This is a genomic window from Microcoleus sp. S36b_A4 (assembly GCF_036700645.1).
Lineage (GTDB): Bacteria > Cyanobacteriota > Cyanobacteriia > Cyanobacteriales > Microcoleaceae > Microcoleus.
This window is the reverse complement of record NZ_JAUBPI010000010.1, coordinates 87,526-105,536: the sequence shown is the minus strand read 5'-3', so window position 1 is coordinate 105,536 and position 18,011 is coordinate 87,526. Positions and strand designations below refer to the sequence as shown.

Here is an 18,011-nt window from a genome sequence, read left to right as displayed (position 1 = left end):
TTCGGTGCTGCCTCTGCTGACTCGCTCAAAGGCTGCTAATAAGGTTTCAACTTCTGTTTCTCTGCCGTAGAGTTTTTGAGGGATTTGAAACTTATCTGTAATATCTTTTTGGGCGATCGCAAAATCTGCAATTCCTCCCATAGTTTTTAATTGTTCTAGGCATTCTTCTAAGTCAGCGATAATTCCCCAAGGGCTTTGATATCTGGCTTCAGCAGTTTTCGCTAATAGCTTCATCACAATATCAGAAACAGCTTTAGGAATTTCTCGATTGATTTGATGGGGCGGTACTGCTTGTTTGGCAATGTGACAGTGGATTAATTCCATTGCATCGCTGTAATCCCATGGCAATTGCCGCGTTAGCAGTTCGTAAAAAGTGACTCCTAATGAGTAAAAATCAGTGCGATAGTCGATCGATCGGTTCATTCTGCCTGTTTGTTCCGGCGATATATAGCTAAGAGTGCCTTCTAAAACATTAGGATTTTTCAGGCTAGGATTTTCGCGCTTTAAAACTGTAGAGATGCCAAAATCTATAATTTGAACTCGCCCTGTGCTTGAGTTAATAATAATATTGCTGGGATTGATATCTTTATGAATAATTTTATGTCTATGAATTTCACCTAAAGCCCTGGTTATTTTAATAGCTGTTAATAAAAACTCTTCTAAGGTAAGTTGATGAGAAGCCAACAAGAGCTTTAATGAGTCTCCACCACAATCCTCGAAAATGATAGCCAAACTGTTATGGTATCTTTCTAAACTGTAGGTTTTAGGCACACTTTCTAGGTGAATATTGTGTGTAATTTCGTATTCCTGCTTGTATCTGACTAACGAAGCTGGCATCGGATAATCTTGTTTGAGAAATTTGATAATTACCAGTTGGTTGTCTTGCTTTCTCAGTCCCCGGTAAACTAAAGAATTATTACTTTCATGGATTTGGTTGGTAATGTCGTAGCCCGGTAAGTTAATCATTCTTACATCCTCTTGTCAGTATTAATACTCAATTATTTTTTTAGCAATTGTTAATTAATTAAGTATATGTATTATCTAATACATAATAATATCCGAAAATTTAATAAAAACTTAAGTTTAAAAAGAAAAGTTATTGTTTATTAACATTTCTTAAAAATAAGACGGCTAAACGTTCCGGTCAGGAGTGCGATCGCTCCCCAGTTTCCTGCAAAATGCGGCAAAACAGAGTGAAGTGCGATCGCCCTTGGTCTTCATAGCAGATGTGGGCGTTGCATAATTAGAGTATAAATAGGGCGAATCACCATGCAATGAAAGCGAGTGCAAACCGGCTCTTTTTCCTTCTTCATTCAACATCTTCATTACCAAGGATTACCAATCATTGTAAAGGCGGCCCAATAATAAGGATGCAAAAGCACGCGATCGCCCCGCGCAGCAATTTCAGGAGGCAAAATTAGACTTTCAGAAAGCCCATCGACTCGCAGCATCCCGTCTTGAATCCGCACGCGCCCCCGCAGCATCTCCAATTGCGCGCGCCGCAAAGCCTCCGCTTTAATCATCAAATTGCCACCGCGTCTGGGGGTTCGCAACTGCCGATAAAACTCAGTCATCAGCCCCAAAGTCCCCTCATCGCTGACTTCCCACAAACTCGCCAAAGCCGATTTAGCACCGCTAGCTACCGCCAAACCCGCAAACCCCAACTCCGCCTCTTCGTCGCCCAAAGCGGTACTGCACGCGCTTAAAACTAACAGATTCACCGGCGGTTCATTCCATCGCAACTGCCGCATTTGATCGATACGTAATTTAGTGTCCCACAACTGAATGTAAGAATTTTTCGGTTCTCCGGGCTGGAATTCGCTGTGAGTTGCTAAGTGAATGATACCAAAAGGTCGATTTGCTCGCTGAGCTTGCAAATTTCCGAGAGTAAAATCTTGATTCAAAAATGATTTTCCCCGATCGGGCGGCGCGATCGACTCTAACTCCACCGGTACCGCTGGTAATGGCGCTTTATCTTCAAATACCGACGCCCCCATTGCCAAAACTTCATCATCCGCAATATTGTCGTAGCGAGTATCAGTTAAACTCAGACTCGGCATCACGCTAATGCTGTATTTCTCAACTAAAAAGCCTTTGCCGTCGTGAAGAGCCGCAAACGGCACGCTCCGCAAACCGGCTGCCGGAATTACAATTAAATTGTCAATTTTTAAAGCTGTCAATTCTGCAGCAACTGGCGCAATTAACCACCGATAAAGTTTTTGCGCGGTATCCAAATAACTAAGGCTGCTTCTTTTTCGGGGATTAGTTATTTCGCTTTGCAGGGCATCGGCTAGTTGCAACACCTGCCAGCGCGTTGTCGCCGGAATTAAAACGCGCTGGGGTTGAGCGTTAGCTGTTACTAACACTAATTCTAAATACTCCCCATTAGGAACATCGGAAACTTCTTTGCCATCCGGCGGCAACCTCTGGGCAAACTTATCTTCTAAAGGATGAGGAGGCTGGGATGCGAGGTTTTTTCTCACAGGTAATAGATTAGATAAATCCTGACTAGCCACCAGCACCGAACCATTTTCTTTAGCCGCGCGTGCATCCGCTCTGCTGACCCAATTCATATAAATAATCGCAGATTTTATCCCGGTAATTTGTTCATTTTTGCGAAGATTTTCGTAAATTACCGACATATTACTAATCGGTCTTCTTGCGGGCAAGTCCAGATATTTTTCGTACTCGCGAGTAAAGGTTTGCTCAAACTCTAAAACTCCCGAACCAGCCCCATCTAATCTGCGAGAAGGAGCGAAAATATCCGGGCTAATTTCGGGAGTTTTGTATGGACTTTGCGATCGCAATTCTACTTGCACAGATGCAGGAAGTGACAGCGCCGGATCTGGATTTACGGGGACTACTGGCACTACAGGCGGTGCGGGAATTGTTTCGGGAATTGGTTCGGGAATTGGTTCGGGAATTGGTTCGGGAATTGGTGCAGGAGTAGAGGGCGCGGCAGGTGTAATTAGAGAAATCTGATTTGGTAAATTTCCTTGGGTGTAAGTTTGTCCAAAAGAAAAAGTGGGCAAAATGGCGTTTCCCGCGCCAGCATTAATGCTTCCCAGGGTTCCATTGTCGATCGCGCCACCAACTACAAACGGTCGATCGATACCGCCTCCGTGCCCAATTGCGATCGCCCCCGCCCCCGCACCTCCGGCAGTAGAAATACTCGAAGAATTGCCCGATATATCGTTGAAAACATTGTTCGAGCGAAACAAACCGAGGGTTGTCACATCAACGCTGCCACCAGCGCCACCAGTGCCACCTTGAGCATTGATAAAGCCCAACTGAATGTTATCAGTCGCGTTCAGGGAAACGCCTCCGCCGTTGCCGTTTGAAGTGCCGCTGGAGTTGATATCTAGAGCCGAAATGCCCGCTTTCGAGGTGACATCGATATTTCCGCCGATCGCCCCCGAAGCGTTCAAAGCTCCGGCAGTTAAAGGCCCAGCATTGGTTTGGAGAGCGATCTCGCCTCCTGTTCCCGCCGATGACGAGTCGATCGCACCTGCAGCAACAGTATTCCCCTCAACCCGAATCCTCCCACCATTCGAGGTAATATTACCAGTCCGCACCTCCCCGCTTCCTTGCAGATTCACGCTGCCACCATCCGCCCTTAAATTACCCTCTAGGAAGACGTTTTCTGCCTTGATATCGGCTCCCAAAGCGGCCGTGGTGTCCCCCCCGAAGGTAACGGAATCGCGGGCGTTAACGCTCAAACTTCGTGCTGTAATTGTGGAAGCAGCCGTCACGCTAGCAGCATCGGCAGAGAGCTGGCCCAACCTCTGAGTTTGACCGACTCTGCCGTCAAAAGTAATGTTGCCACCAGCGCGCAGCGTCAAATTATTAGCCCGGCCCGGGATGCTGTCGAGGGTATTGGCAAAAGTGATATTGCCGGTAGTGGCGGCTAGGGCGGCGGTGCGATCGACTGTGACGTTACTATTGAAAGTCATGTCGCCAGATGTCGCAATATTGCCCGAAACCTCGGTACTGCTGGCGTTGACATTCAAACTCGCCAGCGGTGCAGCTTGACCAACTGTAGCGCCGAACAGCACTCGCTGAGCGTCTAGTCTCAGGGCGTGAGATCCGTCTAGGCTACCGGAGAACAGAATGTTGCCGGTAGCTTCCGTGCTCAAAGCTACGTCAGCATTGAGGGATGCGTTTCCTGTAAAAGTGAGATCGCCGCCGGATGTGGCAATGTTGGCGTTGAGATCAGTTTGGGGCGCGTCGAGAGTCAAGCTAGCGCTGCCACTTGTTCTCAGGGGATTGTTGATCGCGATCGAGCTGCCTTGAAGTGTCAGCGGGCTGTTGAAGGTAATGGGTGCGACGATCGCGATCGAGGAGCTGCTACCGTTTTCGCGCCCGATCGCGATCGAGCCGAAATCCCCCGCCAAAGTGCCGAGATCCCTTGCCGTCAAGTCCAAAATGCCCAAAATATCGCCGGTACCACCGATCCGAATTGCTCGGCTATCGTTGGGTTGCAAGCGAATTGTTCCCCCTGCACTGCTGATAGAATTGCTGCCGCCTCTGAAGTCAATGCCGTTACCAGTGATAGCGATATTGCCACCGTTGGCATTAAGTCCGCCCAGAGAGATGCTGCTGGCGAAAATGTTGATGTTGCCACCTTGAGTCTCGATTAAATCCTTGGGATCATTGACAACAAACACTCCGCCGGATCTAAATGTTACGGTGTCTCCCGTTCTTGCTTGCAGGGAAAGTTGGTTATCGGGTAAGTCTTGGAGGGTGATGTAGCCGGGGGTTTCTATAACCACGTTGCTGCCGGCCGCCATCTGTTCCAACTGTACTTCTGAGATCGATGTTTCATTGGGTTCAGGTGCCGATGCGAGTTCCCCGCCAGATGGCGCGCTGGTGTCGCCGTTACCGCTGACGATCGCAATATTGGCCGGATCGAGCCACAGGTTGCCGATCGCACCGTTAGTCGCGCGGGTATCGACCTCTCCTTGGAAAGTTAAAGCATTTTTGCCTGAAACTTCTACTGTTCCGCCGTTACCTGCGGCGATGCCGCCGCGAGCAGTAATATTGCCCAAGAAGCGAGTTGTATTGTCTGACCAAATTACCGCAGTGCCGCCATTGCCACGGTCGATCGCGTTTGCTGCGATCGTAGAATCAGGACTAACATAAGTTACCTGGGCATTTGGCACTGGTTCCATCCCCTGGAAACCGCCTCCGACGCGCACAGTACCTCCGCCGTCAGTGCCGGAAGCATTGATATTTGCGCCGAAGAGTCCGACTTTTTCCCCTAAAATATTGACTGTGCCGCCAGCATTCCCGGAACGGCCAAATACATTTACCGAACCGGAGACGATCGCACTTCCGGCAACTGCGGGTACTGTTTGGCCGCCAGTCAGTACCAATTGACCTTGTTCGTTAGTCGTTAAACCTGTGGCTGATGCTACGCCGGAGCCCGTCAGCAACTGAGGCAAAGAAACCGGGGCGATCGCCGAGTTTTCTGACTGCCAAGACGGAGTAATTTCTAAACTCAATAAATTGCCAACTTGACTAATACGGACTGCATTTTGTCCCGGAACAGCAGCCACAGTAACTTGACCATGGGGAGCGGATAATTGTCCTGTATTAACAACGGTGCCACCGAGTAAAGTTAAACTTTGCCCGCTGCCAACTGCCAAGTTTCCGGCATTGACAATTGCACCAACTTGTGAGTTTTTAAAATTAAATTGATTGGGATTTCCCAGTAAAGCTTTGTAATCATTAATTCCGGCAGAATTGAACCAGCGATCGCCGAACCCAATACCTGTAGCAGTTGTCGCGAAAAAAGACCCCGGCACGTTTAATCTAGCATTTTGACCGAAGACAATTCCCGCCGGATTCATTAAGAATAAATTTGAGTTACCGCCGCTTACAGAAATCAGACCGTTAATGAGGGAAACATTGTCGCCGGAAATCCGCCCTAAAATATTTTGAATATTTGGATTAGTTATAAAATTAGCTATTTGACCTTCGCTGAGATTAAATTGGCTGAAGCTGTGAAACAGATTTGCCCCGTTTCCTGACAGTTGTCCGCCACTAATGTCTGTGCGGTTTTGCTCGGACTTAACAACAGTATTCGTGCCGTCAGTAGCAGGGACTACGGGTTGCGATCGCACTGCTAGCGGTAGCAGCCCAAAACCTAATGTCAAAATTAGAGCAGAACGAAAATAGGTCATTGGAGGAAGCCATTAGTCATTAGTTATTAGTTCTTAGTCATTAGTCATTAGCCGGAAGGAAGAGGGAATTCCGAAAAGCCAATTCTCCATTACCAATTTTAATCTCTTCTCGTTTTGATTTTTTTTGAGCTGTAATGTTCCGCCCAAGTGCCAATAAACTTAAAAAAGTCGATCGAATACTGCCACCGCCGGGGGTCGATCGCACTCCAAAACCACCCGTTGCCAGAATGTCGGAAATTTAATGCAGATTTTATATTTATCTGTCGCAGGTATCTTGACAAAATGCTCTCAAAGCCTTATGATTGCAGCACTGACTGGGTGGGACGGCAAAAACCCGCAAAATAACTGGCTGCTCTAATGAAGTTAAAAACAAAATATTAATGCTTTTAGAGACCAACCATGCAAACTCCAGCTTTCCAATTTCTAACTGAACAAATAGTAGAGCGGATATTTTCTTCAGGCGAACTGACTCGCGATGACAGACAGCGAATTCAGTCAATGCTCTTAAATGAGTCGATCGGCGAAAATGAATTGAGCTTAATTGAAAGAGTCATGGAAGGCGTAGTCAATGGAATACTTGACGTGCTCAATTAGTTGAGAACGGGCGATAACTTATCTAAACGTAGGGTGCGCCAGGCCGCGCACCTTACCCTAATTTTAAATAAAAAAATCGCAAAGCCAAAAGCGAAAATTCTGTCACGGTTCTAAAAATCATCATCCGGGCTGTCATCCGGGCCGTCATTCGAGATTTCATCGCGACGCACAAGTTCAGAAGGAGGCCTATCGCTACTCCAAGCCCACCACACACCGCCACACTGGCATCTGTAAAATTCTTGCCACTTGCGGCGGTTGAACTCGGTGTATACTGGCGATCGGCGATTAATCCAGACCTCAGCGGCATCTGTACAGCTAGCGCCGCACTTGGGACAGCAAAACTCATTAGCGTGAACCGCCGTCGCAGTCCATTCAGGAGGATGTGGAGCAAAAGCTTCCATGTGTTAGAGTTTCTATTTAAACTGCTGGTAATTACGGCAAATCAAGGCTTGCTAAAGATCCGCAGAGTTCGGAATGACCTAAGCAATGACATAAGTACGCTGTTGAGTGCGTAATTTATCTGCCCGTTATTTTTTTTAGCATTTGCCGTCAGATGAATAGTATAACTGATGTGGTGCAAGCCGTCGATCGGCATTCTCAACTATTTCAAGGACTAGGCTCATGTCTATCTACAATCTTATCTCGTTTCTGGGCATTTTTGGCTTATGTGCGATCGCCTGGGTTTTTTCAGAAAATCGACAGTCGAAGTATATACCTTGGCGCGTCATCATCTGGGGCATTGGCCTGCAATTAGTCTTAGGATTTTTAGTATTCCTGTTCCCCCCAACTCGCATCGCCCTAGAGTGGTTTACTAGCTTACTGGATGGAGTATTCACCGCTGCTGACGCTGGAGCGAGGTTTGTATTCGGGAGCAATGTTGTACCCATACCTGGTAAAGAGCCGGCAGTTAATTTAGGATATATTTTTGCCTTTCGAGCTTTACCGACAGTCATCTTTTTTTCTGGCCTCATGGCCTTGCTATACAACATCGGCGTGATTCAAATTATCACCGAACTTTTTGCCAAAATCTTTTACATGACAATGCGGTTGAGCGGCGCGGAAGCCCTCAGCGGTGCGGCCAATATTTTCGTAGGAATTGAAGCGGCAATTGTCGTCAAGCCTTATTTGCCCAAAATGACTCGTTCCGAACTTTGTGCAATCCTCTCTTGCTGTTTTGGGACTGCGGCTTCTTCAACTTTAGCAATTTACGTCAGCTTTCTCAAGCCAGTTTTTCCCAATATTTTAGGACACTTAGTTTCCGCCTCAATTATCGCCATTCCCGCTTGTTTTGTCCTCTCCAAAATCTTAGTACCAGAAACAGGCGTGCCCCTAACAATGGGTGGCATTCCCAAGGAAGAACGGCAGCCTAAAGGCCGCGAGTTTGTGGGCGAAGAAATTTCGGACAGGGAGCGCGAAGAATTCAAACAAGAGACTGTTGGGGGAGAACCCATCGAACGAGTCAGCCCTTTAGATGCAGCGATAATTGGTGCATTGGACGGTGTAAAAATGGCAGTAGCAATTGCCGCTGTTTTGATTTTAATCTTAGGCTTAGTTTCCTTAATCAATCAATTCTTTGGTTGGCTGGCAATTTTGCCCGGCCCAATTGGTGACTTGTTCAAAGTTGTCACCTTAGCCAACATTATGGGAGTCTTATTTTATCCCCTGACACTATTAACAGGAGTCTTTCTTGAGGACTCTTGGCAAGCCTCAGTAATCATCGGTCGTAGGTTGTTAGAAACAGCGATTCCGCCCTATCAAAGTTTAGCAGAAGCGGGCGCAAAAGGCCTGGTGAGCGATCGTACAGTTTTAATTGTCAGTTACGCCCTATCCGGCTTTGCCCACTTAGCCTCCGTCGGCATATTTGTCGGCGGCACGATCGCCCTAATTCCATCCCGCCGCAAAGACATTTCCGAACTCGGTTGGAAAGCATTATTTGTCGGCACCTTAGCCACAATGATGATCGCTTGCATCGCTGGAACCTTCGACACTGGAGATGCCAGCATTTTAGGCGCTAAAACAGCCCCTGCTGCCCCGCTAACAGCCCCTGAATCTCTAAAATCACCGGCATCCCCAGCCGCAAATTCAAAGCCGTCAGTTGCCCCAGCTATTGTCAGTCCAAAACCTTCTGGTAATACCGAAAAAGCGACTCCCAGAGATCAAGAATCTCCCTCTCCTGCCTCCAAGAAAAACCCTTAATTATCTTCTATGGAGTTGTAGGCGCGGGTTTTACGAACCATATTTAACTCCCGTCAAAAATCTACATAAACCCGCCCCCACACAACCCATAACCTACATCAACTTTGATTTCGATAAAATCAGTTATTGACGCACTCTGGCCCAAGAAACCGGGTTTTTCCACCAAATCTGTGGCTGTAACGCATCTTATCAGCAAAAAAACCGGTTTCTGGCTACCCGTGCATAAGTCCTAAGATTGTCAATTATCTACAAATATTGTATGTATAGGAATCCTTGCAGGAGTCGTAAATTTTTGACCCCACCCCAACCCTCCCCTTACTAAGGGGAGGGAGTAAGAAATTCACAAATGATTTAGGATTGCTATAAAACTAGCGATTGGGTGGGGGCGGGTTTACGAGATTGTAGGTTTTAGGCAATTATTTTCGGTAAAACCAGCCCCTACAAGCCGCTGATAGATATTATTGTTTTTTATGCAGATGCAATCACCAATTACCAATTATCAATTACCCTAAAAATTATGAATCCCGACCCAGAAATTCGCCGCCTCTTAGATGTGATGCCCGCTTCCGGCCGCATGACTTGTAAAATTATTAATAAGCCCCAACAATCAACGGTAATTGATTGCGATTTTCCTTTACCTTGGAATCAATCTCGCCCGATTTATATTAATTTTGATTTGTGGCGGCTGCTATCTAAGCCGCAGCGGGATTTATTGCTATTGCGGAATGTAAGTTTTCTGTGCAATTTTAAGTGGTTTAAACCGGATATTTATCAAGGTGCGGCTCTGGCGGGAATTGTCGGGACTGTTGTAGAATTGTTGCAGGGAGATGCGATCGGCACTGCGATCGCGGGCGGTTTGACGGGACTCGCCATGACTCGAATCTGGCGCGACAACCGCAGTTCCCAAGTAGAGTTAGAGGCTGACGAAGGGGCGATTAGAGTAGCGGGAAGGCGTGGTTACAACGAAGCGGAAGCGGCCGGACATTTGCTGGGGGCGATCGAGGCTGTGGCGCAAATAGAAGGGCGCAGTTTGGATTTTAATGAGTTGATTCGGTGTCAAAACTTAAAGGCGATATCGGGTATTTCGGCCGTGGGCGTACCTGATAGTGTCAGGCAAGATTAGAAAATACTATTTCACAAACAATCCTGTGTTCCGCAGCCAAAGGACACAACACTGTTGTGTCCCTACTATCCAGGCGTTATATCTGCTACTCAACTCTTTCCCTGACAATCCGAATACTCTCCCATGCTGGCATCCGACCCGCTTGTCGCTCATCTAGTAATACCAAATAAACATAAAGTGGGTAGATTTCATTGAGACTCTCTCGATACTTACGACTAATAGCTTCACTTTCTTGACTGCTTAACTCAATTGTATTGAGCGCCTCTTTATTTTGGGAGATTACCTCATAAGTTGCTGACAAGAAACGATAGATAACAAGAATAGAAAGCAGAGGAAAGTATAAAAGGAAATTACTGCTTTTGCTTGTTTCAATTGCTTTAAACTCGGCTTCAAGGTCGCGGTTGAGGACGCGGTTGATGTCGCGGTTGAGGTCGCAGTTGAGGTCGCGGTGAAGGTTGCGGTAGAGGTCGCGGTAAAGGTCGTGATTGAGGTCGCGGTTGAGGACGAGTTTAAGGACGAGTTCGTGGTCGCGGTAGAGGATGAAGTTGAGATCGTAGTTGAGGAGGAGGTTGATGTCGCGGTTGAGGAAGAGGTTGAGGTCGGAGTTGAGGACGCGTTTGAGGTCGCGGTTGAGGTCGCAGTAGAGGTCGCAGTAGAGGACGCGGTTGAGGTCGCGGTTGAGGTCGCGGTTGAGGTCGCGGTTGAGGTCGGGTTTGAGGTCGCGGTTGAGGTCGCGGTTGAGGTCGAGTTTGAGGTCGCGGTAGAATTTGAGGAGGCGGTTCAGAGCCAAAACCTCAGCTAATTCCTGTTCCCAAGATTGCTGCTGTTGAGTTTCTATTCCTAAAATGATTCGCTGTTCTCCATCCAAACACCAGCATCCTACTTGTTTTTCTGTAACTGGATACTCCTCTACTTCAGCTAAAGTGGGCAGTCTGTATTTAAATCCCAATGCAAATTGCTGCTGAGTTAACCATTCACAAAACTCCTCAGCATCACTAGCCCGTACTCCAGTAATAGGCTTTCTGGCATCTCCTGGCGGAAAGCTGTAACTTGTCCACTGGTCAGGTTGACGATGTTCAGCCCCTTTCAACTTCTCATAAATAAAAAGCTGATATTCGGCGCAGGTGATGTAACTCATGTCAATTTCGACATTCTCATCAATCCGCAGCAAATTTTGTAGACGCCGGGATAACAGAACATTAGCTGCTAAAATGAATCTTGCTGTCATCGACTTTCCAAATCTGCGTTTAACCTTTGTTCCAGTTGTTGCCGAACATCTGGATTTACACTCAACCCCTCGTCCAAGCAATCATAGGCGAGTGCCATTACCTCAACCGATGGAGATGGCATCGCCAAGACTGTACGAATCAGATTACTAGCATTACTCTGCGCTGCATAAAGACGGATAGTTTCAGCCCACCAAGATTGGTTAATATTTCCGATTAACATACTCTCTTCGTTCGATTCTTTAATCTGAACCGCTGCTAAATATTCCTGGAAACTCAAGTGAGCAAATTCATAAACGCCTACTTCTTTTTCCACTAACAACCCACTCACATCCCGAACTTGCTGAATAAATTCCTCTGGATTCGCCCCACTGCCTGCTACATATGCCAATTTGTCTGTAATCCAATCAATTCCCTCGGATAGGTTGAACTCACGAGTTTTCTGCTGCATTAATTCAAATGCCAGCACTTGCAGAACAGATTGCTTTTGCGTCGCTGTTAGCGCATCCGCAATCTTTTTAGCTCTTTGTCGCCTTTCTAGTAAAACTTGGCAAATTTCTTTGTAAAGTTCAACCCGTTTTCCTGGCAAGGCACTACCGCGACGGTGAACTGTGGCAATCATTGTTAGCAGCAAAGGATTCACCGCCATGTCCGCCAGAGGTTTGCTATTTTTAATCCGCTTAATTAAATCATCTGCTTGTTGTTTAGCCTCTGCCCGCACTCCCGCATCATATTGTCCAGCGCTACTTATCACCTCTATTTCCAAATACCAGCTACAAATAAACTGTTCCATTTGTTTCATGTTAAATGGTTGCACTTCTAAGACAGTCACATCTTGTTGCAACCGCGCATTTTTATAGCCAAAAGGTCGAGAGGTTAAGATAAAAGCCGTGTCCGGGTATGCCTGCATCTGTGCGTCTACCCAACGACTTACTTGCTGGCGCTGGGTTTCATCTGCCACTTCATCTAATCCATCTAACATTACCAAACATTGGTTTTGACGTATTCTTTCGGCAAACCAGTTAGGCGGTGGATTCAGCAGTTGATGTTTCTGCTGCTGCTGCTGTACTTGTTGAGTAATTAAATCTGCCAGAGTGAGTTGATTGTTATTCACAATTTCCTGACGCACATCTCCGAGATACAACAATATCGGAATCAGTTTCGGCGCTTTCGGATGCACTTTCCGCTGTTGCTGTGTGGCATAAGTCTGCGTTAAATATCTCAAAAGGGTAGTTTTCCCGGAACCGGGTGCGCCCAACACTGCCATGCGCCGAAATGCCGGATACTTATCTATCGCTGCTAAAAAATTCCAAATTTGTATTTCATTTGAGTTATTTCCTTCATCCTTTAGCGGCTGAATCATTTTGTGACTTGTATTCGCTGCCTCTGTTGCAGCGATTTTGAGAGGCACAAATACTTTTTGCAAGTTCAGATTTCGATCTCTATCCAATCCCTGTGTTTGATAATATCGACAGATATAAGTCAAACCCTGGTAATATTCCCGCTGAAAAGGTGAGGTAAAATCTTCAAATTTATTCCAAAACCCGTCTGCAAAACTAATTGCAAGTTGATCTCTCTTTGCCCTAAACTTCGGTGCAAGTTGGTTAGTAACTGGGATGAGAAACTTGATGGCATGGATAAACAACATCAAAATTACAGTCACAACCAAAGCCAAAAACGCTGCTGTCCCTTCGCCCCTCCGTATGAAATACAACATTGCCACCAGTCCAAAACCGGGGAGCAACCATACCAACCTGTTCTGCCATTGTCTCGGTAAAAGCAGTAGAGGCGGGAGCACAGCCCCCAAACCAAACAGAATGAGAGATGTATAAAAAACTGCTGAGTTGAATTCGGCGGCTAGGTGGTTCCCTTTCAAGAGTCCGAAAAGGATGCCACCTCCCAGTAGGGGTAAAAAACCAAGAACCCAATTTTGATTTGCAGGCGCTGCACTCGGCTGAGACTGACTGGATATAGCACCGAGGATAAAAAGTGCCAATAGACACACTACTGTCAGCAAGATTATTATAGGGTCTTCAATTTTTAAGTCCTGTTTACCCGGCAGTTGGTTGATCAGCCAACCCAAGAAACCATTACTGAGTATCAATAGCAATGGTAGCAGCCAATTTTGTATAAATCTGGACATACGCGATCGCATTTAAAAGCCTGTTGTTTCCCAGTTTAGGCGATCGTAGCGATCGATCGTTAGCAAGAGATGTTATTTATTGCTCATGTGCGATCTTTCCGAAGTAGATTTGTCGATCGCCCGATCCATCCCCTAAGACTTACCTATGACTTGGAACAGTGATAAACTTGATATTCATACCCATCCACCGCAGGCAACTCGCGCGATTCAACCTGACATTTTTGTGCTTCTAGATTCACAGGTGCGCGAAAATTAACCAGCCACAAATCTAGCGGGCGTTCTAATTGACTGAGTGTTTTATAAAGTGTCCCTGCCGCTATTTCCGGGCCATCCCTTCTTTGATTAGCCAAAAGAAACAGCGGAGAATCAAAGGCTTTAACTTCTTCTTTCTTCCTAACAGCCGTTACATCCGTTACATCCCCTACAAAATCCGTTGCCGAACTTCTTTCCCATTCCCACCCTATCCCCATCAACTCTCCTATTTCTACATGAGTCTTTTGAGTAGTAGCAATTAACACGGGAACTTTCGATACTTCACGCATAATTGGAATTAAAATATCGGGTTTGTAATATTTGCGATAGCCGAGATTGGAATTTACTGTGACACCGCTAAAAAAACCCATTACTAAAATTAGCAGAACTGCTTTTTTGCCCGGAACTTCGATCGCCCGTAAATTAAACGATTGACTTTTTGCTGTAGGTGTGTTAAAAATAACCGCCAAGGTTGCTCCTAAAAGCAATATCACCCCCGGAAAGTAGACGAAATTGTATCGTGCGCCGCGAGTTAGGTCAATTCCGAGAATATATGCAAAGCTGAAAAATAGGAAAATGGCTCCTAGCACAAATCCGCCGAAAATAACAGTACCTAAACGAGTATCGGTTGTTTTTAAGGAAGTTTTAAGAGCGCCTCGCAGCAGGGGAAGCGCCCAGATCAAAAATATTGCCATTACGATCGCCGATGCTACTACTACTACCAAATTTGGCGATTCCACCGGCAGCAGAGAGATGACAGTGATCCATCCAGCTAAAGCTTGAAAAATCGGCGCGATCCAATTTAAAAATGTGCGATCGCCGCTGACAATCCAATTAGTTAGTTCGCTGCCGTATTTATTGGACAAAAATACCGGCAACCAAACTAAACCGCCAGCTAAAGTACCGATCGCTACTGCGAAAAACCGCCAGAGGATTTGAAATGGCAAAATATTAGGCTGCTGGCTGTTGTCAATTGGCAAATTTCCATTAAACTGCTGCCATATTACAGCAATTAATGCTATTGCTTCCGCACACAAAGCCAGTGTAAAAAAATAGTGAGCTGCAATTCCCAAACAATTAACAACTACCCAAAGTAGCACCGCCCAAATAGGCAGAGGAGCGCCCTGTTGCAGCTTTTTTGCAGCTAATGTGAGGCAAAAAAGAGAGGCAATAACTAATAAGATTCCTAAAGTGTAATGGCGAGCTTCTTGAGCGAGATAAATGCCGTAGGGAGAAACTGCCATCATCGCGGCTGCACATTGACCGACTAAACGAGAACTAAAAGCAAATTTCCCCAAAAAGTAGATAGCTGGAACTGAAATCACGCCCAATAATGCAGGAAGAGCTCGCCCTATCCAAACTAAACTATCCTCGGTCGGCCCAAACAGTCGCATCCACCAGTGGGCGAGCATAAAATACACTGGTGGATGATTGCTTTCTAGCAGCAAATTGCGGAGCACGTCGCCGGTGTCAGCATCGGGGCGCAATTGTAGTGGTTGTAATAATGTAGAAAGGTCGATCGCGCGATCGATCGGCACACCGCGAAAACTGTTGCCCAAACTAAACACTAGAGTAGAAAACTCATCCGTCCACAGCGGTTTCAAGTCCAAATTGGCAAAGCGCAAAATAAAGGCGATCACAGTCCATAGAAATAGCAACAACAGTTGTTTGTTCTTAATCATTAATTCAGTCATCTAAAGGCAGTTGGCAATTGGCAGTTGGCAGTGGTTAGTTGTCAGTTCCAATAAGAACTAACAACTAACCAAACTAAAAGCTATTTTTGAACGTCCGTCACCCGCCAACTCAGTTTCATATTGATCCAGAAATTCCACAGAGTCACAGTCGCGATCGCAATCAACTTAGCGCAATATTCGTTTACCTTAAAAACATTAAACAGCAGATTCACCAGCAGCACATTTATAATCAAGCCAATCAAACAAATCACATTAAATTTCAACAGCCGTTTCAAGCGCTGGCGCTTTCCAGGCTGCCGCTTAGAAATATCACGAAAAGTCCATAAATCATTCCACAAGAAATTATTGATAATTGCCACTTCAGCAGAAAAGATTGCACTGCGAGTCAGCCCCAAACCAAGGACAGTCCGCAGCAGGTAAAAAACTCCCATATCCACAAACACGCCGCTGAAACCAACCACGCCAAACCGCAGGAATCGGCCCATCGGCCAGCGGGCCAACCGCAACCGAAGCAAATGTCGCAAATAGTCAATATACTGTTTCCAGGTAACTTTGCTCTCGCCTTCTTGCCGCTCCTGAAACACGTAACCAACTTCTCCAATCCAGCGGATGTCCCCCCTGCCGAGCACTTCAATCAATATTTTGTAACCAGCAGGATTCATGGTTTTGCCGGCTATGCAACTGCGGCGCACCATAAAATAGCCACTCATCGGATCGGAAACTCGGCCCACCACTCCCGGCAGAATCACCAACCCCACGGTTTGAGCGCCCCGCGATAAAAATCGCCTGACAACGCTCCAGTCGCTCACCCCACCCTCGCCCACGTGACGACTGGCAGCAGCTAAATCTGCTCCCCGCTGAATTTCTGCTAAAAGCTGCAACAGCGTCTCCGGGGGATGCTGCAAGTCGGCATCGATGACGCCCAAAACCTCACCGCCAGCGACCTGCCATCCGCGAATTACCGCTGTGGAAAGTCCCCGCTCCTCTTCCCGGCGCATTACCCGCAATTGCGGATATTCCGGTGTCAGGGACAGGGCAACTTCCCAGGTGCGATCGGGGCTGTCGTCATCGACTACAATTAATTCGTAGTTGCGGGGAAGGATACCATCAAGCAATTGGCTCAATTTTTCCACAATACTCTGGATATTCCTGCGCTCGTTGTACGTGGGAATTACCAGGGAAAAATAAATTGGTGGTGTGCCTGCGTTTACAAAAGTTGAACCGAAAGTCTGTATAGCAGGAATTTGCAAAGGCCCCGACGGCACTGGCAAGACCTGATTTGATTGGTAGCTGCCCATAATTTCAGTGTTCAGAAAGTTAAGAATAGTTTGGTAGCACTTGAGATTGTAAAATATCGTTCCTCCATAATTGATTAGTTAAAATATAAAAACGGCTTAATTCTAGTCAGTAATTCTGTAGCTGAGTTAAAAAGAAAACTGTGGATGCAATTCTCGATCGAGCTTTACAAGGTTATAACATTTCTGCTGCAGAAGCCTTGGTACTTTTGCAGCAAAGAGATCCAGACGCGCGAGCTTCTATTCAAACAACCGCTGACTTGCTCCGCCGCCAACAATCAGGAGATACTGTCACCTACGTTATCAATCGGAATATTAATTTTACTAACATTTGCGAGCAGCATTGCAGTTTTTGTGCATTCCGCCGCGACGAGAAAGATGAGGGCGCTTTTTGGTTAGATGCAGCCCAAATTCAGGAAAAGGCAACTGATGCAGTGCAGCGGGGAGCAACGGAAATTTGTATGCAGGGTGGCTTAAATCTTCAAGCTAAGCTGAACGGCGCATTTTTACCTTATTATCTGCAATTGGTGAAAACTATTAAGGATAAGTTTCCTCAGTTGCACTTGCACGCTTTTTCGCCACAAGAAATAGAATTTATTGCCAGAGGAGATAATCTTAGTTTCAGCTATGTAATTTCGGCTTTGCAGGATGCGGGAGTGGGTTCGATGCCGGGAACGGCGGCGGAAGTTCTCGACGATTCTGTGCGACGGGTGATTTGCCCGGAAAAACTAAATTCGGCAACTTGGCTGGAGATTGTGGGGACTGCTCACAGTCTGGGTTTGCCGACAACGAGTACGATGCTTTGCGGGCATATTGAGACGGCAGGGCAGCAGGTTTTGCATTTAGAAAAAGTGCGATCGCTCCAACAAACTGCGATCGACCAAAACTATCGGGCACGCATTACAGAATTTATTTTACTACCATTTGTCGGACAGGAAGCACCGGCACCTTTGCGGAGTCGAGTCGGCCGCGACCAACCAATTTTAGCAGATACATTGTTACTCACCGCTGTATCGAGAATCTTCTTAGGCAATTTGATTTCCAATCACCAACCGAGTTGGGTAAAATTAGGTTTAGATGGAGCTACAGAAGCGCTGAAATGGGGCTGCAACGACATCGGCGGTACATTGATGGAAGAACACATTACAACGATGGCCGGTGCGGTGGGCGGCAGTTGTCAATCTGTGGAAGATTTGCAAAATGCGATTCGTTCTTTGGGGCGGAGTTATCAGCAAAGAGATACAATTTATCGACCTTTAGGGGTTGACAATTTGGCAGTAATAAGTAGTAGGATAAATTGAGC

At 46.4% G+C, this 18,011-nt stretch carries 11 protein-coding genes; 4 read left to right on the top strand and 7 right to left on the bottom strand.

Annotation, left to right across the window (positions count from 1 at the left end; translation table 11 throughout):
* A partial coding sequence (locus QUA03_RS05350; protein WP_333210329.1) for a protein kinase domain-containing protein occupies positions 1-966 on the bottom strand: 966 nt, incomplete at its 3' end.
* A gap of 359 nt (positions 967-1,325) precedes the next feature.
* On the bottom strand, positions 1,326-6,185 hold the full coding sequence (locus QUA03_RS05345) for a CHAT domain-containing protein (RefSeq protein ID WP_333210327.1): 4,860 nt from the start codon (positions 6,183-6,185) through the stop codon (positions 1,326-1,328).
* A gap of 399 nt (positions 6,186-6,584) precedes the next feature.
* On the opposite strand from QUA03_RS05345, the gene QUA03_RS05340 reads away from it, so the two are divergent.
* A complete protein-coding gene (locus tag QUA03_RS05340) occupies positions 6,585-6,779 on the top strand; it encodes a hypothetical protein (RefSeq protein WP_333210325.1) in 195 nt (64 codons plus the stop codon).
* Between the two features lie 110 nt (positions 6,780-6,889).
* On the opposite strand, the gene QUA03_RS05335 is transcribed toward QUA03_RS05340, so the two are convergent.
* Positions 6,890-7,180, bottom strand: coding sequence for a hypothetical protein (locus QUA03_RS05335; protein ID WP_333210323.1), 291 nt, complete (start codon positions 7,178-7,180; stop codon positions 6,890-6,892).
* A 220-nt stretch (positions 7,181-7,400) separates the two neighbouring features.
* Here QUA03_RS05335 and QUA03_RS05330 point away from each other — a divergent pair, with 220 nt between their 5' ends.
* Both QUA03_RS05330 and QUA03_RS05325 read left to right on the top strand, forming a co-directional pair.
* Positions 7,401-8,975, top strand: a complete 1,575-nt coding sequence (locus tag QUA03_RS05330; protein ID WP_333210322.1) for a nucleoside transporter C-terminal domain-containing protein — start codon at positions 7,401-7,403, stop codon at positions 8,973-8,975.
* A 517-nt stretch (positions 8,976-9,492) separates the two neighbouring features.
* Complete coding sequence (locus QUA03_RS05325; RefSeq protein ID WP_333210320.1) at positions 9,493-10,098, top strand: DUF3318 domain-containing protein; 606 nt, start codon at positions 9,493-9,495, stop codon at positions 10,096-10,098.
* 85 nt (positions 10,099-10,183) lie between these two features.
* Here the strand turns inward: QUA03_RS05325 and QUA03_RS05320 are convergent, their stop codons facing one another.
* The 4 genes from QUA03_RS05320 to QUA03_RS05305 form a co-directional block, all read right to left on the bottom strand.
* Complete coding sequence (locus QUA03_RS05320) at positions 10,184-11,326, bottom strand: SUMF1/EgtB/PvdO family nonheme iron enzyme (RefSeq protein ID WP_333210318.1); 1,143 nt, start codon at positions 11,324-11,326, stop codon at positions 10,184-10,186.
* Positions 11,323-13,467: an NACHT domain-containing protein gene (locus QUA03_RS05315; protein WP_333210316.1), complete on the bottom strand. Its 2,145-nt coding sequence runs from the start codon at positions 13,465-13,467 to the stop codon at positions 11,323-11,325. Before QUA03_RS05315 ends, QUA03_RS05320 begins: the two co-directional genes overlap by 4 nt.
* 143 nt (positions 13,468-13,610) lie before the next feature.
* Complete coding sequence (locus QUA03_RS05310) at positions 13,611-15,413, bottom strand: glycosyltransferase family 39 protein (protein WP_333210314.1); 1,803 nt, start codon at positions 15,411-15,413, stop codon at positions 13,611-13,613.
* Between the two features lie 80 nt (positions 15,414-15,493).
* Positions 15,494-16,711 carry a glycosyltransferase gene (locus tag QUA03_RS05305; RefSeq protein ID WP_333210312.1) on the bottom strand — a complete coding sequence of 406 codons (1,218 nt, stop codon included), beginning with the start codon at positions 16,709-16,711 and terminating at the stop codon, positions 15,494-15,496.
* 140 nt (positions 16,712-16,851) lie between these two features.
* On the opposite strand from QUA03_RS05305, the gene cofH reads away from it, so the two are divergent.
* Positions 16,852-18,009 (top strand): 7,8-didemethyl-8-hydroxy-5-deazariboflavin synthase subunit CofH, encoded by a 1,158-nt coding sequence (gene cofH, locus QUA03_RS05300; protein ID WP_333210311.1) that lies wholly within the window; start codon positions 16,852-16,854, stop codon positions 18,007-18,009.
* Positions 18,010-18,011: the final 2 nt, after the last annotated feature.